22 protein-coding genes are annotated in these 24,477 nt (G+C 40.3%); 17 read left to right on the top strand and 5 right to left on the bottom strand.

The annotated features are described in order from the left end of the window. Complete coding sequence (locus J7E66_RS19330) at positions 1-2,754, bottom strand: dynamin family protein (protein WP_215002842.1); 2,754 nt, start codon at positions 2,752-2,754, stop codon at positions 1-3. 409 nt (positions 2,755-3,163) lie between these two features. After that, positions 3,164-4,843 (bottom strand): acyl-CoA dehydrogenase family protein, encoded by a 1,680-nt coding sequence (locus tag J7E66_RS19325; RefSeq protein ID WP_215002840.1) that lies wholly within the window; start codon positions 4,841-4,843, stop codon positions 3,164-3,166. A 158-nt stretch (positions 4,844-5,001) separates the two neighbouring features. Here J7E66_RS19325 and J7E66_RS19320 point away from each other — a divergent pair, with 158 nt between their 5' ends. Next, positions 5,002-5,508 (top strand): hypothetical protein, encoded by a 507-nt coding sequence (locus tag J7E66_RS19320; protein WP_215002838.1) that lies wholly within the window; start codon positions 5,002-5,004, stop codon positions 5,506-5,508. A gap of 87 nt (positions 5,509-5,595) precedes the next feature. Here the strand turns inward: J7E66_RS19320 and J7E66_RS19315 are convergent, their stop codons facing one another. From J7E66_RS19315 to J7E66_RS19305, 3 genes are all read right to left on the bottom strand, one after another. Beyond that, the gene (locus tag J7E66_RS19315) at positions 5,596-6,318 is read right to left on the bottom strand and encodes an amino acid ABC transporter ATP-binding protein (protein ID WP_215002836.1); all 723 of its coding nucleotides are present in this window, start codon (positions 6,316-6,318) and stop codon (positions 5,596-5,598) included. Beyond that, complete coding sequence (locus J7E66_RS19310) at positions 6,315-6,971, bottom strand: amino acid ABC transporter permease (RefSeq protein WP_215002834.1); 657 nt, start codon at positions 6,969-6,971, stop codon at positions 6,315-6,317. The genes J7E66_RS19315 and J7E66_RS19310 overlap by 4 nt, the downstream gene beginning before the upstream one ends. 99 nt (positions 6,972-7,070) lie before the next feature. Continuing rightward, complete coding sequence (locus tag J7E66_RS19305; protein ID WP_215002832.1) at positions 7,071-7,892, bottom strand: basic amino acid ABC transporter substrate-binding protein; 822 nt, start codon at positions 7,890-7,892, stop codon at positions 7,071-7,073. A 317-nt stretch (positions 7,893-8,209) separates the two neighbouring features. Between J7E66_RS19305 and J7E66_RS19300 the strand changes: the two genes are divergently transcribed. The 16 genes from J7E66_RS19300 to leuD all read left to right on the top strand — a co-directional run bounded on the left by J7E66_RS19300 (position 8,210) and on the right by leuD (position 24,476). Next, the gene (locus J7E66_RS19300) at positions 8,210-8,593 is read left to right on the top strand and encodes a hypothetical protein (protein WP_215002830.1); all 384 of its coding nucleotides are present in this window, start codon (positions 8,210-8,212) and stop codon (positions 8,591-8,593) included. Positions 8,594-8,777: 184 nt separating this feature from the next. After that, complete coding sequence (locus tag J7E66_RS19295; protein WP_215002829.1) at positions 8,778-8,915, top strand: hypothetical protein; 138 nt, start codon at positions 8,778-8,780, stop codon at positions 8,913-8,915. A 25-nt stretch (positions 8,916-8,940) separates the two neighbouring features. Continuing rightward, entirely contained in the window at positions 8,941-9,105 is a 165-nt protein-coding gene (locus J7E66_RS32930) for a Fur-regulated basic protein FbpA (RefSeq protein ID WP_215002827.1), read from the top strand. A 144-nt stretch (positions 9,106-9,249) separates the two neighbouring features. Next, positions 9,250-9,576 carry a MerR family transcriptional regulator gene (locus tag J7E66_RS19285; protein ID WP_098930184.1) on the top strand — a complete coding sequence of 109 codons (327 nt, stop codon included), beginning with the start codon at positions 9,250-9,252 and terminating at the stop codon, positions 9,574-9,576. Positions 9,577-9,790: 214 nt separating this feature from the next. Beyond that, the gene (locus tag J7E66_RS19280) at positions 9,791-11,050 is read left to right on the top strand and encodes an ammonium transporter (protein ID WP_215002825.1); all 1,260 of its coding nucleotides are present in this window, start codon (positions 9,791-9,793) and stop codon (positions 11,048-11,050) included. A gap of 75 nt (positions 11,051-11,125) precedes the next feature. After that, positions 11,126-12,097, top strand: a complete 972-nt coding sequence (locus tag J7E66_RS19275; protein WP_215002823.1) for a DUF294 nucleotidyltransferase-like domain-containing protein — start codon at positions 11,126-11,128, stop codon at positions 12,095-12,097. Continuing rightward, positions 12,084-12,815, top strand: coding sequence for an exonuclease domain-containing protein (locus J7E66_RS19270; RefSeq protein WP_215002821.1), 732 nt, complete (start codon positions 12,084-12,086; stop codon positions 12,813-12,815). The genes J7E66_RS19275 and J7E66_RS19270 overlap by 14 nt, the downstream gene beginning before the upstream one ends. 401 nt (positions 12,816-13,216) lie before the next feature. Next, positions 13,217-14,125 carry a branched-chain-amino-acid transaminase gene (ilvE, locus tag J7E66_RS19265; protein WP_215002819.1) on the top strand — a complete coding sequence of 303 codons (909 nt, stop codon included), beginning with the start codon at positions 13,217-13,219 and terminating at the stop codon, positions 14,123-14,125. 13 nt (positions 14,126-14,138) lie between these two features. Next, on the top strand, positions 14,139-15,809 hold the full coding sequence (ilvD, locus tag J7E66_RS19260; RefSeq protein ID WP_215002817.1) for a dihydroxy-acid dehydratase: 1,671 nt from the start codon (positions 14,139-14,141) through the stop codon (positions 15,807-15,809). A gap of 572 nt (positions 15,810-16,381) precedes the next feature. Continuing rightward, positions 16,382-18,109 (top strand): biosynthetic-type acetolactate synthase large subunit, encoded by a 1,728-nt coding sequence (ilvB, locus tag J7E66_RS19255; RefSeq protein ID WP_215002816.1) that lies wholly within the window; start codon positions 16,382-16,384, stop codon positions 18,107-18,109. Next, the gene (gene ilvN / locus J7E66_RS19250) at positions 18,106-18,627 is read left to right on the top strand and encodes an acetolactate synthase small subunit (protein WP_215002815.1); all 522 of its coding nucleotides are present in this window, start codon (positions 18,106-18,108) and stop codon (positions 18,625-18,627) included. The genes ilvB and ilvN overlap by 4 nt, the downstream gene beginning before the upstream one ends. Before the next feature lie 27 nt (positions 18,628-18,654). Then, a complete protein-coding gene (ilvC, locus tag J7E66_RS19245; RefSeq protein WP_215002813.1) occupies positions 18,655-19,689 on the top strand; it encodes a ketol-acid reductoisomerase in 1,035 nt (344 codons plus the stop codon). After that, on the top strand, positions 19,676-21,220 hold the full coding sequence (locus J7E66_RS19240) for a 2-isopropylmalate synthase (protein ID WP_168242129.1): 1,545 nt from the start codon (positions 19,676-19,678) through the stop codon (positions 21,218-21,220). The genes ilvC and J7E66_RS19240 overlap by 14 nt, the downstream gene beginning before the upstream one ends. A gap of 33 nt (positions 21,221-21,253) precedes the next feature. Continuing rightward, positions 21,254-22,360: a 3-isopropylmalate dehydrogenase gene (gene leuB / locus J7E66_RS19235; RefSeq protein ID WP_215002811.1), complete on the top strand. Its 1,107-nt coding sequence runs from the start codon at positions 21,254-21,256 to the stop codon at positions 22,358-22,360. 109 nt (positions 22,361-22,469) lie between these two features. Then, positions 22,470-23,891, top strand: a complete 1,422-nt coding sequence (leuC, locus tag J7E66_RS19230; RefSeq protein WP_215002809.1) for a 3-isopropylmalate dehydratase large subunit — start codon at positions 22,470-22,472, stop codon at positions 23,889-23,891. A 3-nt stretch (positions 23,892-23,894) separates the two neighbouring features. Continuing rightward, complete coding sequence (leuD, locus tag J7E66_RS19225) at positions 23,895-24,476, top strand: 3-isopropylmalate dehydratase small subunit (RefSeq protein WP_215002807.1); 582 nt, start codon at positions 23,895-23,897, stop codon at positions 24,474-24,476. The last annotated feature ends 1 nt before the right edge of the window (position 24,477 follow it).

Here is a 24,477-nt window from a genome sequence, read left to right as displayed (position 1 = left end):
TTAATAGACGGTTTGCATACCTTTTCCTGCCACCGTCATCCACTCAAACTGACGCAATCTAACTTCAAATAGTGTCAACGGATCGCGGAACATTTCTGGATTGGTATTCATATTCGTAAGCATTTCTTGGTTTGTCTGGATTCCTAATCTTGCTTCCTCCACTGAACGATTTAACAGATTCAATGGACTCTTGAAAAATAGGGTAACATCTCTCTCCAGTGATTTTTCAAACAGCTCAAATTGCTGAAAAAACTGTTGCTTGACGGCAGAAATCGCTTCGATATACTCCTCATTTTCTACAAATGATTTGTATTTGTTAAAAAGCAGCGCTTTATTTTGTGTCATGGCACCAAACAGCTTACCAGCACTTTTTAATAAAAATTGAGACGGGGTTCTGCGCAGCAGAATATTGACAGTTTCCAACTGGAAGCGACTTGTCATCCGGTCAGTATCACGGTGCCAATCATCGAGCACTTTAAAATCGCAATCAAGGCTGAGGCGTTCTTCCCCATACATGTGATTAAAGCCTTCACCTATTTCATTCAAGAATTCCTGACCTTGCACGAACTCCTCTTTGCTTCCCTCGATCCATTCTTGGAGCAAGCGGTAATATTTTGGCATGACCGTCTGATCTAGGTACACTTCCAGTCTCTTGTTCATCTCATCATTAAGTTCTAAGTGAATCTTGCTAAAATTACTGTCTTCTTTAATGAAAGAGGAACACTCTTGAAGCATCTTTGGAACAGACTCTGATATATCCTTTTCAATTGAAGCTTTGATGGCACGGTAGGACTGCACCACTGCTTTTGTTTTTTGGGTCTCCGTATCCTTCAGTTGATTTACTGCCCCCGTTAACTTCTGGAGCATTTCTTCATTCCAACGCACGGATTCTACCAATTGATTTTCAACATCGATCCGTTTTTGCATAAGGCTGGCAATCGTGGTCCGAATATAGAACAACAGCTTTGCCAACCGCTTATCTTCAATGTTTCTCATATTTTTAATGGATTGGATAAACTCTTTTAGGTCCTTAAGCTGCTGACTGCTTTCATATTGCGATGAAAAAGCAAACACGAAAGCATCCGGTAAATAGGATTGAATCCTCGCCCTAGTTTCATCGAAAACTCTTATCGCTTCCTGCTCATTTACAAGTGTATCGGTCTTACTTAGTAGAAAATGAACTGGAATATCAGGAGCTAACTCTTGAATCTTTGCAAGCACTGACCTTTCTTTATCCGTAAACGGTGCATTTGCATCGAGCACAAAGAGAACGGTATCTGCTAATTGCAGATTCTTCAATACTTCATAGGAATCATTATAGTTTCCTTTTACGCCAGGGGTATCAATTAGAGCAACCTTATTTTCCTGTAAAAAGGCGTTCGGACGCCTAAATTCAATCATAGATTCCAACGCATTACGGCGTCGGTCCATTCGTTCTTGAAAATCAGAAAAACCAGATAAACGAGTCTTCTCTCGATCAGTAATTTCTATGATTTCTTCTTCCTTGGAATCTTTAAACATGACCACAGATGAGGTTGGGCTGTCCTGCAAATCCTCTCCGAGAACCAAATTAACAAAAGTCGATTTTCCACTTCCGCTTAACCCGGTAATTAATAGATGTTGTTTGTCAAAATCGACTAATTGCTCGACAATCCATTTTACTCGATTATTCTCGCCCATCTCATTTGATTGGGCCCAATTCGTAATAGCATCAAATAGTGTCAGGCACTCCTCTAATTCATCCATATCAGTTTCCGTAATGCTGATCAGTTTTTCAGCCTCACTAACGATAGACATACTTATGCTTGCTGGAAAAAGCTCATTCCATGAGAGCACGGCAGCTGCTGCAAGCACGGTATCTTTACGATCGGCAAGTCGTAACCAATTTGTCAGGAAGTCTGGAATAAAATCCTGCAGACTTTTAATGAAATATCTTCCATCAATTAAGTTGAAAAATGCTTCCTTATGGAGGCCTGAAAGTACAGATAAGTTTCTATCCCGACTGATTTCAAGGTTTAATAACAAATGGTTCATTTCTCTTATCCAAGTAAAATACGATTCTTCATTCTTATAGCTGTCCCAAAGGGCGGAAATAAGATTCTCAAATTTTTGTTTATTCAGACTAAACACTTCAAGTAAAGCCTGTGAAAAATAACTCGGCGCATGACTTCTAGCCACACCATTTTCCACATAGGTAATGATCATATCGTACCAGTCTAATGATTCCGTCCGTTTTGCCTCGTTTACTGCTAGTTCAATCGCATGATTCCAATCCTGCTGCTCTTCAAAAAAAGAACGAGCGATTTCCGTTACGTTCGGATAATCTGGGTTTGCAGCAATTGTTTTTTTAATCACCGACAAGGCCAAGTCGAGCTTTCCTCGCTCTATATACAACGAAAATAACTGTAAGGCCACTTCCGTATTTAGGGTGAGATTATTGGTTTGAATTGCACAATAAAGGTCTTCAGCAGTCGATAATAAACCTAACTCATAATATGCATCCGCAGTATTTTTCTTTGCCCAGGGTTCAAGTTCATTGATTATATTCTCCCATTTAAAAATGGCAGCCTCATAATCTTTATGATGGAAGTACACTTCCCCCTGCGCAAAGCGAATAGACGATAAATCAGGCAGGTCCTTTAGCGCTTCCTCCTGAAACAGTTCACCAAGCACCTGGATCGGATGAATATTTTCATGTTCATTAATGAACATTTCATAATACGTTTTCTGTTTTAATTGCGTCTCTAATGTCATATCTTTCCCTCCAATTACACCACTCTCTGTCATTCATATGGAAAAGAGGCCTAATTATTCTATATACTATTCGACGGATTTTCTGATTATAAGTCCTAATTATACGATTCTACCAGAGCAATTTTTTAAAAGGATGTCATTTGTATTTCATTTTGGAGACAAAGAAACATAATTAATGACACTTACTACATATTTTACGAAACTTATTACATATTTTCATACTCTTATTACATATTTTACGAAACTTACTACATAATTTCAGACTTTTATTACATATTTAACGAAACTTACTACATTTGCTGGATATTATTAGGAAAATATTGATTATTAGACGTAAAATGAATTCTTATTTTCAAATCAAACTAAAAAAATAAGCCCACCATGAAATGGCAAGCTTCATAGAGTTCACTTATCTGACTGATAAAGGTTTCTTACTCTTCGAATTCAAAACAATTTCCGAAAAGTATTCGACTGTCCTCATTTCTTCATTGAACAAGTAAGAAGACTTCCACGTCTCCTCTAAAAATACCTCCATTACCATAAGGGCACGGCGGTCACCGCTTGCTGCCTGTTCAAGCGCGACAATACTCTCAAGAATTTTCACCATAAGTTCGGCCGCCTTTTTCGAGTGAAAGGTTTTATGATCTGCGGATGCCGTACGTAATGATTTCGATAGGTTCCGCAATTGAATTAATTTATTTTCAACCAAATAAGTCCATTCGGATGGCAAATGGGCAACTCCCCGTAAGCGTTGACTCATCTCTTCTAAAAACAGCTCTTCTGCCTTATACTTCTCGATTAAACGCAGAACCTCCAACCCGAGAATATTGGCCGTTCCTTCCCAGACAGTCAGGACTTGGGCGTCCCGCAATAGTCTTGGAGTGACGAAGTCTTCGATATAACCATTCCCGCCGTGCATTTCAATCGCTTCATGTGCATAATGAATCGCTTGTTCTGCCGTTTCTTTTTTCAAAAGGGCGATGTAGAGACGATTGAGAATGGCCTCCTTTTGACTTGCTTGATTATTCATAACGCACTCAAATAAAGGAAGATAGCTAAAAACGGTGCGGGTTTCAATTTCCAGCTTTACTGCAAGCCGTGTCAGCGTGTCCTTGACCATTGGATAGTTTGCTAGCTTACTTCCGAACGCATCCCTTTTTAAAGCATATTCCTTTGCTTCATAATAAGCTCTTCTCATAATTCCTAATGAGGCAACGGCATTGCAGACTCTTGATAGATTTAGAGCTTCCATCATATAGTAAAAACCTTTCGCTGGATCGCCCACAACAAAGGCATCTGCGCCATCAAATTCTACCTCAGCAGAAGGGACTCCCCTGACACCGAGTTTATCTTTTAAACGGCGAATACGAATCCCATTAAGTGTTCCGTCCTGGTTTCGCCATGGCACTGCAAATAGAGTCAGTCCCTTCGTTCCTGATGGTGCACCTTCTTTCCGCGCTAAAATCATAGCGACCCCGCACATACCGGCATTGGAGGCAAAGTACTTTTCTCCATAAAGTTTGAAATGATCTCCTTCTTCAACAGCTTTCGTCTCATTCGCACCGACATCGGAGCCTCCTTGACGCTCTGTTAAAAATGTCGCACCCTCATAGTGTGGAACTTCACCTGTTGAGAGGACATGCGGCAAAAATTGCTCCTTCATTTCTTTCGAAGCATATTGGTTAAGTAAATAAGCAGTAGCCATCGACAATGTGACTGGACAGTAAAATCCAGGCTCTGTTTGCGAGAGAAGATACCCTTGTGCATAAGAATATATGTAATTTCCTTTTTCCCCGAGTCCAGGAATTTCTTTATGAACATAACCAACTATTCCAGTATTGTAAGTTTCTTCAACGGTTCTTCTGTAGCCCTCGTTCACCCATACTTCAGAAATATCTTCACCATAGGCATCATATTTGTTTAAGCGCGGCTGTCCTTCCCGGTCCGTAAACCTTGCCCGATCATCGATAGCAGTTGCACATTTCTCACCAAAGACAGTTAACTCCTTGTCTGCATATTCAAAAAAGGGTTGATCGAGTAACTCTTTAAGCAAGGATTGAAACTGCAAATCATCTTTGTAAAAATTCATCAAATAACCTCCTGGTTTATTTTTCAGAATAGTCAATAAATAAATTATACCACTTTCTAATTCAGTTAAATATAAGTTTAAGTTAAATTTGGACATTCTTTCTTTTTCATCTACTTTCAAAGTATAATTGGTTCAAATACATAAAGGGGAAATCTAAGTTGGAAAAGGAACAAGCTATATTTTTAGCTAACTGTATCGAATCCTCTAATTCATCGGCCTATGAGATTAAACAACTTGAAATTACAGGTGGAAGCCTCCAAAAGTTTCATCAATGGACTAATGGAAAACCAACGTTAGCAGCATATGAGGTAACCAGGCCAGATAGCGATACGGGTTATTATTTTTTATTCATTGATTGGCATCGTAATGACAACTATTATTTAGTCATTTATGCACATGATCGGTCCACAACCTGCGCAGAGATACGACAAATCCAAGAAATTGATGGGGTGCCTCATATTGTCTGGGGATACAAACCATTTAAACGGGATGGAAAAAATGACCAAAGAAAAGCCTATTTTAAACAAATGTTTGGTTCAACAACCGTTCAAATCAAACTGCCTTCTACATTACTTGAGGTTGAAGTATTTTTGGGACAATTATTTAAACTGTGTCAAAACCGGCTAAAAGCAGACCGGATTGTGGATGTTTTTGACTTTGAATAAAGAAAGGAGTAATAGAAATGACCACCTATAAAAACTAGATGGCATTCGAGGAAATAACAAAAAGGAGGCTTTGAGCCTCCCTTTTCGTTATAAAACCTTACTTAAAAACGCCTTTGTCCGTTCTTCCTTCGGATGATCAAATAATTCGTTCGGAACATTTTCTTCGACAATCAATCCGCCATCCATAAATATAACCCGATCGCCAACTTCTTTGGCAAAGCCCATTTCATGTGTCACAACCACCATCGTCATTCCTTCTTTAGCTAGGTCCTTCATAACCTCAAGTACCTCGCCAACCATTTCAGGGTCGAGTGCAGACGTCGGTTCATCAAAAAGCATAATTTTCGGCTCCATTGCTAGTGCCCTTGCAATCGCAACCCGCTGCTTTTGCCCGCCTGATAAAGAATCGGGATAGGCATCTGCCTTATCCTCTAATCCAACTTTCCGTAAAAGGTCCAACCCCTTAGCTCTCGCTTTTTCCTTTGGAATATTTCTTACTTTCATTGGTGCAAGCATTATATTTTCAATCACTTTTTTATGCGGAAAAAGATTGAATTGCTGAAAAACCATTCCCACTTCTGTACGTACTTTATTGATATCTGTTTTTTTGTCCGTCAAATCGATTCCTTCAATTAAGACATGACCACCGGTAATCGTTTCTAGCATATTTATGCAGCGAAGAAATGTTGATTTTCCGGAACCCGAAGGTCCAATTACCACGACTACTTCTTGATTCTTGACTGTAACATTGATGTCCTTGAGGACTTCGTTTTTGCCAAAGGATTTTTTTAAATTCTTTACCTGAATCATTCGGTTGCCAACCTCCTTTCAAGAAGATTTAACAGGAAGCTTAAGGAAAGTGTTAACACAAGATAAATAACTGCGGCCGCAAGATACGGTTCCCAGACTCGGAAATACTGTCCCTGCATGGCTCGTCCCCAATACATAAGTTCAGGGGCTGCAATAAGAGCCGCCAGCGATGACTCTTTTATTAAGACGATAAATTCATTTCCAAGCGGTGGAATCATTCGTTTAAAGGATTGCGGGAGGATGATATACCGCATAGCTTGTACATGATTCATCCCTAAAGAACGAGCTGCCTCCATCTGGCCCCGATCAATCGATTGAATTCCCGCACGGAAGATTTCAGCGATATATGCCGCAGCGTTTAATGATAGAGTAAGAATTGCAGCTAAAATAGGACTTGTTTTTCCAAGAAAAAGAGGTACGACGGCAAAATGGATTAATAATATTTGAACAAGTAATGGTGTACCTCGAAAAAAGGTAATGTAAATGGTAAAAGGCCAGGCGAGGAGCTTATTTTTCATTATTTTCCCTAATCCGATGAATAAGCCAAGAATGGTACCAATCAAAATGCTTGCGATTGAAAGCCCAATGGTTAATATTGTTCCTTTAAGAAAAAAAGGAGCATATTCAACTAAAATATCCCAACGAAAATCCATACTTTAAATCCCCCTATTAAACAACAAGCTAATTATCGAATCTAACTAGCAAAAATTGCGTAACTGCTAAGTAAGAGTTACGCAATTTAATAAGCAATATTACTGCTGATCCTTTAAGATTTGGGTATCTGGTTCTACTTTAAACCACTTCTTGTATACATCTGCATACGTTCCGTTATCAATAACCGCTTTTACAGCTTTATCAAAGTCTGCTTTAATCTTGCTTCCCTTTGGAAACATTAATCCGTAAAATTCCTTAGCAAAAGCACTTGAATCTTCAATGACAACAAAATTATCTTTCGGGTTGTTTTTTGCATATTGCTCGATAACTGTGTTATCAGCAACTACAGCATCTGCTCCGCCGCTTTTTAGTTCTAAGATTGCTAGGTTATTATTTTCAAACTTTTTGATTTTATCGCTATTTTTGCCTAAAAGACCTTCAACTGCTTCTTGTCCAGTTGTTGCATTTTGAACGGCTACCGTTTTATTATTCTTTAAATCTGCTGCACTCTTAATATCACTATCTTTTGGAACTAAGATTTTATTGGTTGATAAAAAGTAAGGTACTGAAAAATCATAGGTTTGTTTTCTTTCATCGTTGATGGTGATGGCGGAAAGTCCAATGTCAGCGATTTTCTTATCTAATTCAACAAAAATTGGATCCCAGCCAACATGCTCCACCTTAATTTTATAACCAGCTTCTTTTGCCACTGCATTGATAAAATCAATATCAAAACCGACAACTTCCCCTTTATCCTGGTATTCAAACGGTGCATAGGCGGCATCTGTTACCACACGCAATGTCTTCTTTTCCCCGTCTCCCCCAGTTGTTGTGCTTGTACTCTTACTCGTTCCACAAGCTGAAAGAACTAAGAGTAGTGCTGCCATTAATACAGTTGAAAATAGTTTAAATTTCTTCATTTGTTCAGACCTCCAATGTTTTTTTATAAAAGTAATTATTGTAAGAATTGATAATATTCCGAATATACATGATTATACCCTGTTTTGACTTTATATTCAATATTTTAAATATTTTACCATATTAATACTGTAATAACCTGAAGTGTTTAGCATCGTAGAATAATAACTTCTTTTATTTCCATCTATTACTCCTGGATCCTCCTTTTTACATTGCATATTCTTTTTCTTGAGATGACTTTGTCATGGGCATTCGCCGATACACCTCCTATACACCTACATAATCTATAGGGTATTTACCACATAAGGAGAGATGCCCAATGAATCCGTATGGTTATTATCAAATGCCACAAATGCCGGTTGATTATAATGCCTATGTACAACCAGAACAAATGAATTACTATGGTCAACCAGAACAATTTATTTCCTATGATCAACAAGAGCAAATGAATCCCTATGCTCCAGCAGAGCCATTTAATCCCTATCTTCAACCTGAACAATATGACCCAGCAAGGCAGCCACAGCAGGTTGAGCGCAGACTGAATCAACTGGAGAGGGCGAATGAGCGTCAAGAAAGGGAGATCAATCAACTACAACGCCAAGTAGCCCAAATCGACCGTAGACTCCAACGCGTGAATCAACGCCTTCGTGCAGTTGAAAGAAGATTTAATTTCCCATTCACACCATTTGATGGAGAATACTAAGAGAAAATCTAAGGACCGGGCATGCGCCCGGTTCTTTTTGCTTCCAAATATACATCGTCAGATTCTTTTACCCAATCTTAGATGACGATTTAAAATTCCTGTCAGTTTATCTAACAAAACCACTGACAAGAACCAAAAATTCAGTTAACTTTTCATTATAAACAAGAAAGAAAGGAAGATTTCAATGTATCGAAAAATTGATATTAAACTAGCTGAAAGAATCCTTCAATTAGATAAATTAAGAGATGAGTTGTATGAAGAACTCATGAAAACAATGGGATCTCAGGCGAATGAACTTTTAAGAAGACTTCAAAATTATTAATTTCAGTTTGAAGGGGTGATGAAAGTTGGCCACTCATTTGCGTAAAGGACTCGAACGCCTTAGGCAGTTTTATATTAAGAAGTTGTTAGACTCAGGCATGTCTTATTCTTCTGACCACGAGCTTCACTCTCTTACCTTCAATGAACTGGAAAGCCTATACAAAAAAATATTTTCCCCAACAAAATCATGACGAATGCACTCCATAGAAATTTCTTCTGAAAAACAAGTAAAATGGTTTGAATACCCAGTCCAATGTAAGAAAATCTAACATATAATATATTAAATTAACAAATTGATTAAATATTGAAACAACAGGGTGTGGTGAGAGGCAAAAATGGGAAAAGACATATCATATAAAGATAAAAAAGTGATTACAATTGGAATTGTTCGGGACCTCACCGGTCTCTCCGAACGACAAATACGATATTACGAAGAACGAAAGCTTATTTTCCCTGAAAGGTCTGCTGGAGGAAGCCGCAAATTTTCATTTTCAGATGTTGAACTATTGATGGATATTGCCAATAAAATTGAAGACGGAATTCAAACACATGATATTAGGAAAGAAATGCTTCGTGAACAAAAGAAACACAACCAAGAAGATGTACGCAGAAAGATGATTCAAGGGCAATTAAACGCCCAATTTGGTATACGGAAAAAGTAAGGAGCTAACCTTCAATCCCATTCCTTCTATAGAGAATGGGATTTTTTATCGCACTTTTCTCCCTCCGTTCAGACAAAAAGCTGGGGTTATGCCTCATTATCAAAAACCATGTTAGATTATCTTCCAAATTTATAGAAACTAATTCGGAATCATGTAAGAATACTAACATACCGAATGTTAAGAAAACTAACATCATTTAAAAGGGGGAGAAAAAATGGATACTTTATTCTTAATGAACAGTCTTTGGGTAATGCTAGGAGCGATACTTGTCATTTTAATGATCGGCGGGTTCATCCTGTTAGAAACAGGTTCCACCCGAATGAAAAATGCAGGACATATTGCTGGTAAAACCATTCTCACATTTAGTATTAGCTCAATTGTATTTTGGGCAGTTGGATTTGGATTAATTTTCGGAAAAGGAAATGCACTTATAGGCCTTTCTGACTTCTTATACTCAGGCTATGATATCGATAGTTTATCACTTTCTGGTTCTGTTTTCTTTTTATTCCAATTAGCTTTTGCAGGTATTTCCTTAACAATTGCATTTGGCGGGTTTGCTGAACGAGCAAAATTAGGTGTCTATCTCGTATTCGCTGTATTATTTTCTGTTATTGTTTATCCTCCAATCGCTCACTGGATTTGGGGCGGCGGCTGGTTAGCAGAGATTGGTCAACAAGACTTCGCCGGTTCCACCGTTGTTCACTTAACTGGTGCTATGGCTGCACTGGCAGCTACGATTCTATTAAAACCACGTATCGGAAAATTTAATAAAGATGGTTCCGCCAATAATCTAGCTGGTCATAACCAAGTATTTACAGCACTAAGTGTTTTACTCTTATGGGTTGGATGGTTCGGATTTAACGCGGGCAGTACATTATCCGTTGACAAAGGTTTCTTTGGCTTTGTCGCATTAAACACAAACCTTGGTGCTGCTGCTGGTACCGTTGCCGCAATGATTATCTCTTGGATCGTATTGGGTAAGGCAGATGTTCCAATGATGTTAAATGGTGCATTAGCAGGCCTTGTAGCGATTACTGCTTCTTGTGCATTTGTTGATACTTGGGCCGCTGTCCTGATTGGTTTTATCTCTGGTATTCTTGTATTTTATAGTATTCACTTCTTTGAGAAAAAAGGAATTGATGATCCAATCGCAGCACTATCTGTACATGGTACGGCTGGTGTCTGGGGAACGTTATCAACTGGTTTCTTTGCAACAAAAGAATTAGCCACGGTCGGAAAACCTGGATTATTTTATGGTGGCGGCTTCCATCAGCTCGGGGTTCAAGCATTAGGCGTTATCGCCTCTGGTGCCTTCGCCTTGGTCGCATCCTTTATCTTGCTTGCCATTATTAAAAAAGCAATGAATGGCTTGCGTGTCACAGAAGAAGAAGAGATTATGGGCTTAGATATGAGCGAGCACGGAAGCTATGGATATCCCGAATTGCTTAAAGCGGAACAAAACAAGGCTCTTTAAATTTTTATACATTAAGTGTGCAACTCCTATTTAGGGCTTGCACATTTTCTAGATTTTTTAAGTGGAGGTGAAAATATGAATGATAATACCTACTCAGCCATTGCAGAATATAGAAAATTTCACATGAAGCGCGTTACTCAGGATCACTTCAAATTAAACGAACTTCATGACAACATGATTAAACAGGTATTGGAGATATCACTGAAAGAAGTTCTTGCTCGATATGGGCCTCCTCCGTCTCCCTTTTCTTTCTTTGTAATGGGGAGTGCTGGACGTTTCGAACAATCTGTATGGAGTGACCAAGACCATGGCATTGTTTATCTCGATCCAACAACAGAAGCAAAAGCTTATTTTTTGTCATTAGGAAAGGAAATTGCAAAAGGTCTTTATCAAGTAGGCTATCCTTATTGCGATGGCGGTGTCATGGCTGGCAATCCGTTCTGGTGTAAATCCCATTCCGAATGGGAGAAGCAAATAAAGAACTGGGCCCAAGAGGCGTCTTGGGAATCGTTACGGTATCTACTCATCATTATTGACGGTCGTTCTATTTTTGGACAGCATCAAATCTTGGAACAACTAAAGACCTTTGTTTATCAGACTGTTCAAAAGGAACATCTTCTGCCAAGAATGACAAACAATACTCTTCATTTCAAAAAAGGGATTGGCGTATTAGGTCAGCTTTTAGTAGAGACTCACGGGGTACATACTGGGTCTCTAAATATAAAGGAGACTGCCCTCTTTCCATATGTGAATGCGGCTCGGTTATTGGCAGTAAAAGAAAATCTACCGGAGACCTCTACCCTATCAAGGCTCAACAAACTACAGATACATGACAAGGATTTATATACAGCTATGTTTTTAAAACTGTTAAACTATCGTCTTCTTTTTGTCAATCACTCAGACTATGATTCTGGTCACTATTTACCGGTCGACATCCTAACAAAAAAGCAAAAGAATGAAATGAAAGACATCATTAAAAATGGGGTTACTCTTCATCAATCCGTAAGAAAATTAATAGAAAAGGAGGGAAAACATGAGAATAAATGATTTAGCACAATACTTTAGGCAAATTTCCGGCAAAGTCAGTTCTAATATTTATGCTGGGATTCAGGGGCAAAGCTATCCACAACAACTCTCGTTCATCCGGCAGCTGCAGAAAGAAATGAAAGTAAAAAACAACTTAGATACCCCGCTTAACGAATTAGAAGTCGTTGTCTTTGATTTGGAAACCACTGGTTTTTATCCAGAAAAGGGAGATCGTGTCCTCTCGATCGGAGCAGTAAAAATGATTGGTCCGCATATCGAGGATAATCATACTTTTTATTCACTTGTAAAATCAGACCTTCCTCTTTCCGCAGAAATTTCAACTTTAACAAATATTCATGAAGATCAATTGCGGGATGCTCCGGATGCCAGGGATGTCTTAATTCAATTTTTTAAGTATGCACAAAGCCATATCCTTGTCGCACATCACTCTAAACATGAAAAGTCCTTTATGCAAAAAATGACATGGGATCTGTTAAAGGCACGATTTGAACATCGAATCATCGATACCTCCTTCTTAATTCGTCTATCAGATTCATCTATGAAATCATTACCACTAGAAGAAGTCTGCCATAAATGTGGGATTGTTATAAAAGATCGCCACCATGCACTTGGCGATGCAATCATGACAGCGCAAATTTGGTCCAGCTATTTAAAAATAGCTCAAAAAAACGGATATAGTAATTTACGAGAAGTATATGAACATCTTGCAAAGCTTTGATCATAAGAACACTATTTTAAACTAGTGTTTTTTTGTCTAGAATTAAAAATTTTAAGTTTGAAATATAATTCACTTTGCAACACCACCATCTTACTTACCTCTGAATATTCCCCCCGTTTCGAGGACAAAATAACCTACAAATAAAAAAATTTCAAAAAAATTTTTTTCGCTGTTTTCCTTATCACTACAATAATGTAAACGCTATCAACTTTTTTGATTTATTTGAATTGTCAGATTTTTTCATTGACCATGTTTTCGATTGGTTGTATGATTATCGAAAATAATCATCTATTCAATAACTGCCATAGCTCCTCACCATTTGGAGATGGGTATGGCAATTCTTTTTAAAAAATTTGTTTAGTCATTTAAAAGCGTTCTATCACAAAAGAGGAGTGGTTAGGTTGGGGAGTCAATGGATTTTCCTTGGCGGCGAGTTCGTCAAGAAAGAAGATGCTGTAGTTTCAGTTTTCGATCATGGTTTTTTATATGGTGATGGTGTGTTTGAAGGCATACGCGTTTATAGTGGAAACGTCTTTAGACTCGATGCTCACCTGAAAAGACTGTATGAATCAGCACAATCCATTATGCTGAATATTCCATACACACAGGAGGAAATGACTCAATTAATCGTAGAGACAATTATAAAAAATCAGCTAGAAAGCGCCTATATTCGTGTCGTTGTTTCCCGTGGAAAAGGGAATCTCGGCCTAGACCCTTCTTCCTGCTCGATACCAAGCGTCATTATTATTGCTGAAGAACTTAGCATGTATCCTAAAGAGTATTACGAACGTGGAATTAAAATTGCATCTGTTGCGAGTCGAAGGAATCGCCCAGATGTCCTAAGCCCACAGATTAAATCACTTAACTATTTAAATAATATTCTTGTAAAATTAGAGGCTAATCAAGCTGGCGTTGAGGAAGCATTAATGCTTAATGATCAAGGTTATGTTACTGAAGGCTCAGCTGACAATATCTTTATTGTAAAAAATGGTGCCATCTATACCCCGCCTGTTTATTTGGGGGCGTTAGAAGGAATTACCCGAAACGCTATCCTAGATATTGCAAGAGACAAGGGCTTTGAAGTCCGTGAATCACCATTTACAAGACATGATGTCTATGTGGCTGATGAGGTGTTCTTAACCGGCACAGCTGTAGAAGTAATTGCAGTTATTGATGTGGATGGCCGTAAAATTAGTGATGGAAAACCTGGTGAGGTTACTAAAGTTCTTTTAGAAGAATTCAGGAAAATTGTAACAACAGACGGAGTGGCTTGTTACCCGACAGGTTCAAACCATGCAATCGTCAGTTAGGAGCTAAATTAATATGCGAAGCGATATGATTAAAAAGGGAATTGATCGGGCACCCCACCGTAGCCTTTTATATGCAACAGGGGTAAAAACGAGTGATCTTGAAAAGCCGTTTATCGGCGTATGTAACTCGTTTATTGAAATTATTCCAGGACACAAACACCTTAATCATTTCGGTGAGATTGTAAAAGAGGCCATCCGTGAGGCTGGCGGTATTCCATTTGAATTCAATACGATTGGTGTGGATGATGGCATTGCGATGGGACATATTGGGATGCGATATTCCCTTCCAAGTCGCGAGCTTATCGCCGATAGTGCCGAAACCGTGATTAATGCTCATTGGTTCGATGGTGTTTTTTACATTCCAAACTGTGACAAGATTACACCTGGCATGTTAATGGCAGCAGCGAGAACAAACGTCCCTTCTGTATTTGTATCAGGTGGACCGATGGAAGCAGGTGTTTCGCCTTCGACTGGAAAGAACCTTTCTCTTACTTCTGTATTTGAAGGTGTTGGAGCTTACCATAACGGTACAATCAGCCAACAGGAACTGCTTGACATCGAAAACAATGCCTGCCCTACTTGCGGGTCATGTTCAGGGATGTTTACAGCCAACTCAATGAACTGTCTGATGGAAGTATTAGGAATGACTGTTCCTGGAAACGGAACAATTGTAGCAACTTCAGATCAAAGGCATGAATTAATTCGCCAAGCTGCAAAGCATTTAGTTGAATTAGTGAAACAGGATATTCGTCCACGTGACATCATTACAAAAGAAGCAATCGATAACGCATTTGCTTTAGATATGGCCATGGGTGGTTCAACCAACACGGTTCTTCATACACTAGCTATCGCTCATGAGGCTGGGATTGATTATGATTTACGTGATGTTAACAGCATTGCTGAAAGAGTACCTTATTTAGCAAAAATAATGCCGGCATCCGATTATTCAATGGAAGATATTCATCATGCAGGCGGTGTTAGTGCCATTATCAATGAGCTTTATAAAGTTGAAGGCGCCTTACATGATAATTGCTTAACTATTACTGGAAAAACCCTTGCTGAAAATGTGAAGGATGCAACAATCACGAATGAAAATGTCATCCGGAGTAAAGACTATCCATATAGCCCTGTGGGTGGATTATCCATCCTTTATGGAAACATTGCTCCAGATGGAAGTGTTATCAAAGTTGGTGCAGTAGATCCATCCATTAAAAAATTCCTGGGTGAAGCAATTGTCTTTGAATCCCAAGATGAAGCACAAGAAAATATTAATAACGGTACTGTTCAAGCTGGACACGTGGTGGTTATCCGCTATGAAGGTCCAAAAGGCGGTCCAGGAATGCCTGAAATGCTTGCACCTACTTCCGCGATTATGGGTCGTGGATTAGGTAAAGAAGTTGCCCTAATTACAGATGGACGCTTCTCGGGAGCTAGCCGTGGTATCTCCATCGGTCATATCTCTCCTGAAGCAGCAGAAGGCGGACCAATCGCCCTTGTTGAAAATGGCGACAAAATCTTAATTGATCTTGAAGCACGCTCGATTGAACTTCTTGTAGATGATGAAGTGTTAGAAGAAAGACGTAAGGCATGGGTGAAACCAGAGCCAAAAATCAAAACAGGTTACCTTGCAAAATATGCAAAACTCGTTACATCTGCTAATACTGGCGGGATCATGAAATTTTAGAAATACCAATGGGAATTCGTAGTACCCCTCCCCTTCCTAAGGAAGTTAAGGTATTATTGGCGTTAAATAAAGATCTTTTGACAAAAAAATAGCGAATAAATCGATGACGGGAATAAAGGAATAAGATTTAGTATTTTCAGAGAGCTGGGGTTGCTGGAAGCCCAGTAATACAACTTATTCCGACATCATCCCTGAGTGTTGAGCTGAACGGTCCTGACTTTAGTAGGCTCAATCGGGTGCATATCTTTGAGCACCTGTTACAAAAAGAAGCGTTCTATGCTTTCGTGGATCGCTTCATAAGGCAGTATTCGTAAGGATACTGTAAAACCGGGTGGTACCGAGAAAATGAAAGGCCTTTTCTCCCCGATTATTCTGCTTATGTTTTCGTTTTTGCAGTTAATTCGTGGAGAATGGGCCTTTTTAACTATGCATAAAGATTTATTGTCAAATTCCGACGTTTTACCAACAAAATTTTCTGTTTATTTACAAATTTCTATATTATAATACAAAAATAACAAATCACTATTTTCCGACATCTACATTCAATTTTACCCTTAAGGAGGGATTATGACGTGAAAGTAGAAGCAAAAAAGCTTGAGGTCCAAACTACAACAGAGCCGAGAACCGGTGCAGACCTTCTCATCGACTTACTGAAAAAGGAAGGTGTGGAAACGCTGTTTGGATATCCCGGGGGTGCCGTCCTTCCAATCTATGATGCCATTTACCGCGCCCAGGGTACAATCAAGCATGTTCTCTTCCGACATGAACAAGGAATGATCCATGCAGCTGAAGGGTATGCCCGAGTTACAGGGAAACCTGGAGTCGTTCTCGCCACATCAGGACCTGGGGCAACCAATCTTGTGACTGGGATAACCGATGCGATGATGGATTCCCTGCCACTTGTTATTTTCACCGGCCAGGTTGCACGAAGCGTCATCGGAACAGACGCCTTTCAAGAAGCCGATGTTATGGCGATTACAACACCAATCACGAAACATAACTATCAGGTACAATCTATCGAGGACTTACCACGCATCGTCAAAGAAGCTTTTCATATCGCTTCTACTGGACGACCAGGGCCCGTCTTAGTCGATGTCCCTAAAGATATTTCCGCAGGATTTTTAACTGAGGAACCAGAAGAAGCAAGCATAAATTTACCTGGATACCAGCCAACAACAAAGCCAAATCCATTACAAATTAAAAAACTTGCCGATTCAATTTCAAAAGCTATCAAGCCTGTAATTCTTTCAGGCGCAGGTGTTCTCCATGGGAAAGCATCTGCTGAACTAACTGCTTTGGCGGAAAAACACCAGATCCCGGTGGTCACAACTTTACTTGGACTTGGTACTTTTCCGGCAGATCATCCCCTCTCGTTAGGAATGGGTGGAATGCACGGAACATATGCAGCTAACATGGCCATTTACGAATGTGATCTGCTTATCAATTTTGGAGCCCGCTTCGATGACAGACTAACAGGTAATCTTAAACACTTCGCACCTTTTGCGAAGGTTGCCCATATTGACATCGATCCAGCAGAAATTGGTAAAAATATTCCAACAAATCTCCCAATCGTTTCTGATACGAAAGAGGCACTTACTGAACTGCTTGATCAAGCGATTGAATCACCAAATTCTGCTGAATGGCTGGAAAAACTGAGCCAAAACAAGCAGGAATATCCACTTTGGTATAAGCATGATCCGAACGGAATGTGTCCGCAATGGGTCATTGAAGCAGTCCATAAAGTAACGAACGGTGACGCCATCGTCGCAACCGATGTAGGGCAGCACCAAATGTGGGCAGCACAGTATTACACTTTTAAAGAGCCGCACCGCTGGATTACCTCTGGCGGACTTGGAACAATGGGCTTTGGCTTCCCTGCTGCGATTGGCGCACAAATTGCCGCACCGGATAGTACCGTTGTTGCAATTGTTGGAGATGGCGGTTTTCAAATGACACTTCAGGAATTATCGATTATTTATGAAAGAAACCTTCCTGTAAAAATCATTATTGTCAACAACGGCGCACTTGGAATGGTTCGCCAATGGCAGGAACTATTACACGGAAACCGTATTTCAGAATCGATCCTGCATACACAGCCTGATTTTGTCAAACTTGCAGACAGCTATTCGATTAAGGGTTATCAAGTTAATAATCAAGAAGAACTGATCACTGTTTTACCGGAAGTATTTGCTCATAATGGCCCGGTATTAGTTGATTGCCGTGTACTTCAACAAGAGAAAGTATTCCCAATGATTGCCCCTGGCAAAGGAATCCATGAAATGATTGGGGTGAAACCATGAAGCGAATCATAACCGCAACCGTTCAGGATCGAGCCGGTGTACTCAACCGCGTTACTGGACTTTTGCAAAGACGGCAATTCAATATTGAAAGTATTTCCGTTGGTCCAACAGAAACGGAAGGTGTTTCAAGAATGACCCTGGTTGTCGAGATTGAGGATGAACAGCGTCTCGAACAAGTGACAAAGCAACTCAATAAACAGATTGATGTTTTAAAAGTTTCTGATATCACTGATAAAGCAGTCGTTGTCCGCGAATTGGCCTTGATTAAAGTAGCCAGCAGCAGCCAGCTCCGCAGTGAGATTAACGGAATTATTGATCCATTTCGTGCGATTGTTATTGACGTAAGTAAGGATAGCTTAACCATTCAAATCACCGGCAAACCTGAAAAAGTCGATGCATTACTAGAATTGCTTCGCCCTTATGGAATTAAAGAGATTGCCAGAACAGGGTTGACCGCCCTTTTACGCGGGCATCAACCGCACGTAAACGAACTAACTCACCACACCCTACTAAAATAATAATTTACCTTGAAAGGATGATAGATCATGGCAAAAGTACTATATAACGGAGATATTCAAGAAGAGGTTTTACAAGGAAAGAAAATCGCAGTAATTGGATATGGTTCACAAGGTCATGCACATGCACTAAATTTAAAAGAGAGCGGTTTTGATGTAGTAGTTGGATTAAGAGGCGGAAAATCATGGGATAAAGCAGTTGAAGATGGCGTTGAAGTTACTTCAGTTGCCGAGGCAGCTGCAGCAGCTGACGTTATTATGGTTCTTCTTCCTGATGAAATGCAGCCAAAGGTTTACAATGAAAGCATCGAACCACACCTTGAAGCAGGTAAAGCCCTTGTTTTTGCCCATGGTTTCAATGTTCACTTTAGCCAAATCGTTCCTCCTGCAGATGTAGACGTATTCTTAGTAGCACCAAAAGGCCCAGGTCATTTAGTACGCCGTACTTACACTGAAGGCGCTGGTGTACCAGCACTTTACGCGGTTTATCAAGACTACACTGGTCAAGCACGTGATCTTGCCCTTGCCTATGCAAAAGGTATTGGCTCAGCCCGTGCAGGTGTTTTAGAAACTACCTTCCAAGAAGAAACAGAAACAGATCTTTTCGGAGAACAAGCTGTTCTTTGCGGCGGAACTACTGCCCTTATCAAAGCTGGATTTGAAACTCTTGTTGAAGCTGGTTATCAGCCTGAAGTTGCCTACTTTGAGTGTTTACATGAATTAAAATTAATCGTTGACCTTTTATATGAAGGTGGCTTTGAAAATATGCGTTATTCAATCTCCGATACTGCACAATGGGGAGATTTCGTTTCTGGACCACGTGTCGTAAATGCAGATACCAAAGCACGGATGAAGGACGTATTAACAGATATCCAAACTGGAGTGTTTGCAAAGGGCTGGATCCTTGAAAACCAAGCAAACCGTCCACAATTCAACGCAATTAATCGCGCTGAAAACAATCACCAAATTGAACAAGTAGGTCGTGAGCTTCGTGCATTAATGCCGTTTATTAAAAACAAACCAGTAAATGCAAAGAAAGAAGTGGTGGTAAATGGTTCACGTTAACATCTTCGATACGACATTACGCGATGGCGAACAGTCCCCTGGTGTAAATTTAAACCAGCTTGAAAAATTGGAAATCGCAAGACAACTTGAACGGTTTGGTGTTGACATTATGGAGGCCGGCTTCCCGGCTTCCTCCCAAGGCGATTTTGAAGCAGTAAGAGCAATCGCCCGGAATATTAAAAATGTATCGGTCACAGGCCTGGCAAGAGCGACGAAATCGGACATTGACATTGCGTGGGATGCGTTAAAAGATGCTGCAGAACCAAGGTTGCATGTTTTCCTTGCCACCTCTCCTATCCATATGCAATATAAACTAATGAAAACACCAGAGGAAGTTACCCAAATAGCGGTAGACATGGTTTCATATGCAAAACGGAACTTCCCGCATATTGAGTGGTCTGCTGAAGATGCTTCTCGCTCTGACCTTGATTTTCTTGTTCAAATTATTACCAAGGTCATCGATGCTGGTGCAACAGTCATCAATCTTCCGGATACAGTCGGATATACCACACCAGAAGAATATGGACGCATGTTCCGCTACATCCGCGACAACGTTCCAAATATTCATAAAGCAGCATTATCTTGCCATTGTCATGATGACTTAGGGATGGCCGTTGCCAATTCCCTAGCTGCTATCGAAAACGGGGTTACGCAAGTCGAGGGTACGATTAATGGAATTGGAGAACGCGCAGGTAATGCAGCTTTAGAGGAAATTGGAGTTGCCTTAAATATTCGTAAAGATAAGTATCCTTATACTACGAATCTCGTGTTAAAAGAAATAAAACGCACGAGTGACCTTGTCAGCCGCTTTACAGGTATGATTGTTCCTCCGAATAAAGCAGTTGTTGGAAAAAATGCCTTCGCACATGAATCAGGGATCCACCAGGATGGCGTCTTAAAAAATACGTTAACCTATGAGATTATTACGCCTGAATTAGTAGGGGTTAAATCTAATGATTTAGTTCTTGGCAAACATTCCGGACGCCATGCATTCAAAGATAAAATTGAGCAAATGGGCTTTGAACTCTCGGACGAAAAACTAGTCGAAGCGTTTACTGCTTTTAAACTATTAACCGATCGTAAGAAAGAAGTAACAGACGAAGATTTATTTGCAATTTTAACCGATATCCAAACAACGGCTGTTGATATTAAAAAATATGAACTGGTTGCCTTCCAAGTCCATTACGGTTCAGCAAACTTGCCAACCGCAACTGTGGCTCTAACCACACCCGAAGGTATTCGCGTGGAAACGGCGCGCACAGGCTCAGGCAGTGTCGAAGCTTTAATGAATACCTTAGAAGCACTGATTAAAGAAGAAATTCATCTTACTGATTTTAGATTAAGCTCGATCGGTCAAGGACGGGATGCACTTGCTGAGGTTCATGTCAAAATGACGGTGAACGGATCACCTGTAACCGGGCGCGGTTCAGCACAGGATGTACTGGAAGCTTCAGCAAAATCATTCTTGAACGCAGTGAATCGTGTATTTTTCAATCAAAGTTCAACTGTGAAAGAAACGGCGAAAATATAAAAAATCAAACAAAAAATGAGGAGGTTGCTTCTAATGAAAAAACGAATTGTCTTACTTCCCGGTGATGGCATTGGTAAGGAAGTTATTAACTCTGCAAAAGACGTGTTAAATGCAATTGCTGAAGAATACAATCATACTTTTAGCTTTGAAAGCCATGAAATCGGAGGAGCAGCCATTGACCTTTACGGCACACCGCTTCCTGAAACAACCGTTAATGCTTGTAAACAGGCAGATGCGGTCTTGCTGGGTGCTGTTGGGGGGCCAAAATGGGATACCAATCCCTCCCATTTACGTCCTGAACGAGGCTTGCTTGGAATCCGGAAGGCACTTGATTTATATGCGAATTTAAGGCCGATCAAAGGATTTAAAAACCTTCTTCATGCATCACCCTTAAAGGAAGAAGTAGTCTCTGGGAGCGACCTCCTTATCGTTCGTGAATTAACTGGCGGCCTTTATTTCGGAACACCAAGTGAACGCCGCGACAACGGAAACACCGTTGTAGACACACTTGTTTACTCTCGCCAAGAGATTGAAAGAATTGTTGATAAGGGCTTTCAAGCAGCCCAGCAGCGCAGCGGTCATCTTACTTCGGTTGATAAAGCAAATGTACTTGAATCCAGTAAGCTATGGCGCGAAATTGTCGAAGAGAAAAAAGCTCAGTATCCAGATGTAGCCGTTGAACATGTTTTAGTAGATGCTGCTGCTATGAAATTAATCACTAACCCAACTCAGTTCGACGTAATTGTAACGGAGAATCTATTTGGTGATATTTTAAGCGATGAAGCCTCTGTTATCACAGGATCACTTGGTATGCTTCCTTCTGCTAGTTTAAATGAAAATGGCGTTGGTCTTTATGAGCCTGTTCATGGCTCTGCCCCAGATATCGCTGGTAAGGGTATAGCCAATCCAGTTGCAATGATTTTGTCTGCAGCACTGATGCTCCGCTATTCATTCCAATTGAATGACGAAGCAAAAGTGATTGAAGATGCAGTCCAATCTGTTTTAGATGCTGGCTTCCACACAGGCGATCTTCAAGTTGCAAATGGACGCCTTGTTGGGACAGCGGAAATGACGAAGCTTATTGCAGATTATATTAAATCGCAAAACGCTTCGAAATGTATCGCCAGCTGTTATTTTTAATGATTGATTGGGTGGGTAAATCGTCTTTGTTGCGATTTACCCCTAAATTTATCCAAAATAATTGTTAGTTAGTCATACAATAAAATTCATAAATGTGAGGAAGGACGCTATGCAAACTCCAAAAAATATTATCCAAAAAATTTGGGAAAAGCATGTTGTACATCAAGAAGAAGGAAAGCCGGATTTATTATATATTGATTTACACCTTGTTCACGAAGTAACCTCTCCTCAGGCATTTGAGGGCTTGCGAATGAACGGGCGCAAGGTGCGACGACCGGACCTTACTTTCGCAACGATGGATCATAATGTTCCAACTCGCCAGCGTCTTGTTATCAATGACCCTATTTCAAAAAAACAAATCGATACACTGCAAGAGAATTGTCAGGAATTCGGGATTACACTCGCTGATATTCATCATCCTGATAACGGGATTGTCCATGTAATTGGACCTGAACTTGGTCTTACCCAGCCTGGTAAAACGATTGTTTGCGGTGATAGTCATACCTCTACACATGGTGCATTTGGTGCACTTGCTTTTGGAATTGGTACAAGTGAGGTCGAGCATGTTCTTGCAACACAAACACTTTGGCAAGCACCGCCTAAAACGTTAAATGTCAAAGTGAACGGAAAGCTAGGTACTGGCGTAACTGCTAAAGACTTAATTCTTGCCATTATCGGTAAATTCGGTGTCCAATTTGGAACTGGCTATGTGATGGAATATACAGGTGAAGCCATCCGCGCCCTCTCCATGGAAGAACGAATGACCGTTTGTAACATGTCCATTGAGGCGGGTGCTAGAGCCGGGCTTATTACTCCGGATGAAACCACTTTTGAATACTTAAGAGGAAGACGGCATGTCCCTCAAGACGAAGCGTTTGAAGAAGCAGTTGCACAATGGAAGGCTCTTGCTACGGATGAAGATGCTGCCTATGATCGGGTTGTTGAAATTGAAGCAGCCGAAGTTGAACCACAGGTAACGTGGGGAACAAATCCAGGAATGTGTATTCCAATTACTTCCAATGTACCAAACCCTGATGAAACTGAGAAGACAAGCGAGAAGGACGAGATTAACCGTGCGCTTGAATACATGGGTCTTGAAGCAGGTCAGCCTATTTCAAGTGTAAAAATTGACCATGTTTTCATCGGTTCTTGCACAAATTCGCGCATAAGCGACTTACGAAGTGCAGCTGAGGTTATACGGGGCTTAAAGGTCAGCCCATCTGTTACCGCCATCGTTGTTCCTGGTTCATTTAGCGTTAAGCTTGCGGCAGAAAAAGAAGGACTTGATAAAGTCTTTACAGATGCAGGCTTTGAATGGCGCGAAGCAGGATGCAGCATGTGCCTTGCGATGAATGATGATATCGTTCCACCGGGGGAACGCTGCGCATCCACTTCTAACCGAAATTTTGAAGGGCGCCAAGGTAACGGGGCCAGAACCCATCTGGTCAGTCCTGAAATGGCAGCCGCTGCGGCTGTTGCAGGCCACTTCGTTGATGTCCGTCAATTCTCTGCAGCACAGGAGGTTAGATAATATATGGAACCGTTAAAAACCCATCAAGGCCTTGTTTATCCATTAAACCGGTCAAACGTTGATACTGACCAAATTATCCCTAAGCAGTTTTTAAAGCGGATTGAACGCAGCGGCTTTGGCCAATTCCTGTTTTATCATTGGCGCTTTGATGACAATGGAAATCTTCGACCTGATTTTTCTCTGAATGATCCAAAATATAATGGCGCATCAATTTTGGTTGCCGGTGAAAACTTTGGCTGCGGCTCCTCTCGTGAGCACGCTCCATGGGCAGTTCAAGATTTTGGCTTTAAAATTGTCATTGCCCCGAGTTATGCAGATATTTTTAAAAACAATTGTGTAAAAAATGGGATTCTCCCTATCCAGGTTAGTGACGAACAAGTTCAGTACATTATTAAAAAAGCTGAATCCGAAGAATACCAATTAACCGTAGACCTTGAGAATCAAGTGGTTTATGATAACGAAGGCTTTAAGGTTACATTCGAAATTGCCCCGTATCCAAAAGTCATGCTGCTTAATGGCTGGGATGAAATTGGTGTTACCTTGACATATGAGGATAAAATTTCACAATACGAACTAAGTAAATAAT

It is taken from the genome of Bacillus sp. ISL-7 (genome assembly GCF_018613065.1).
This window is presented reverse-complemented; position numbering and strand designations above follow the sequence as displayed.

Bases quoted from the DNA above. Each gene is read 5' to 3' on its own strand.
- leuD (WP_215002807.1), top strand. From the start codon at position 23,895: ATGGAACCGTTAAAAACCCATCAAGGCCTTGTTTATCCATTAAACCGG.
- J7E66_RS19295 (WP_215002829.1), top strand. From the start codon at position 8,778: ATGTATCGAAAAATTGATATTAAACTAGCTGAAAGAATCCTTCAATTA.
- leuB (WP_215002811.1), top strand. From the start codon at position 21,254: ATGAAAAAACGAATTGTCTTACTTCCCGGTGATGGCATTGGTAAGGAA.
- J7E66_RS19240 (WP_168242129.1), top strand. From the start codon at position 19,676: ATGGTTCACGTTAACATCTTCGATACGACATTACGCGATGGCGAACAG.
- J7E66_RS19315 (WP_215002836.1), bottom strand. From the start codon at position 6,318: ATGATTCAGGTAAAGAATTTAAAAAAATCCTTTGGCAAAAACGAAGTC.
- J7E66_RS19285 (WP_098930184.1), top strand. From the start codon at position 9,250: ATGGGAAAAGACATATCATATAAAGATAAAAAAGTGATTACAATTGGA.
- J7E66_RS19270 (WP_215002821.1), top strand. From the start codon at position 12,084: ATGAGAATAAATGATTTAGCACAATACTTTAGGCAAATTTCCGGCAAA.
- J7E66_RS19275 (WP_215002823.1), top strand. From the start codon at position 11,126: ATGAATGATAATACCTACTCAGCCATTGCAGAATATAGAAAATTTCAC.
- ilvC (WP_215002813.1), top strand. From the start codon at position 18,655: ATGGCAAAAGTACTATATAACGGAGATATTCAAGAAGAGGTTTTACAA.
- ilvD (WP_215002817.1), top strand. From the start codon at position 14,139: ATGCGAAGCGATATGATTAAAAAGGGAATTGATCGGGCACCCCACCGT.
- J7E66_RS19280 (WP_215002825.1), top strand. From the start codon at position 9,791: ATGGATACTTTATTCTTAATGAACAGTCTTTGGGTAATGCTAGGAGCG.
- leuC (WP_215002809.1), top strand. From the start codon at position 22,470: ATGCAAACTCCAAAAAATATTATCCAAAAAATTTGGGAAAAGCATGTT.
- J7E66_RS19305 (WP_215002832.1), bottom strand. From the start codon at position 7,892: ATGAAGAAATTTAAACTATTTTCAACTGTATTAATGGCAGCACTACTC.
- J7E66_RS19330 (WP_215002842.1), bottom strand. From the start codon at position 2,754: ATGACATTAGAGACGCAATTAAAACAGAAAACGTATTATGAAATGTTC.
- ilvN (WP_215002815.1), top strand. From the start codon at position 18,106: ATGAAGCGAATCATAACCGCAACCGTTCAGGATCGAGCCGGTGTACTC.
- J7E66_RS19300 (WP_215002830.1), top strand. From the start codon at position 8,210: ATGAATCCGTATGGTTATTATCAAATGCCACAAATGCCGGTTGATTAT.
- J7E66_RS19325 (WP_215002840.1), bottom strand. From the start codon at position 4,843: ATGAATTTTTACAAAGATGATTTGCAGTTTCAATCCTTGCTTAAAGAG.
- J7E66_RS19310 (WP_215002834.1), bottom strand. From the start codon at position 6,971: ATGGATTTTCGTTGGGATATTTTAGTTGAATATGCTCCTTTTTTTCTT.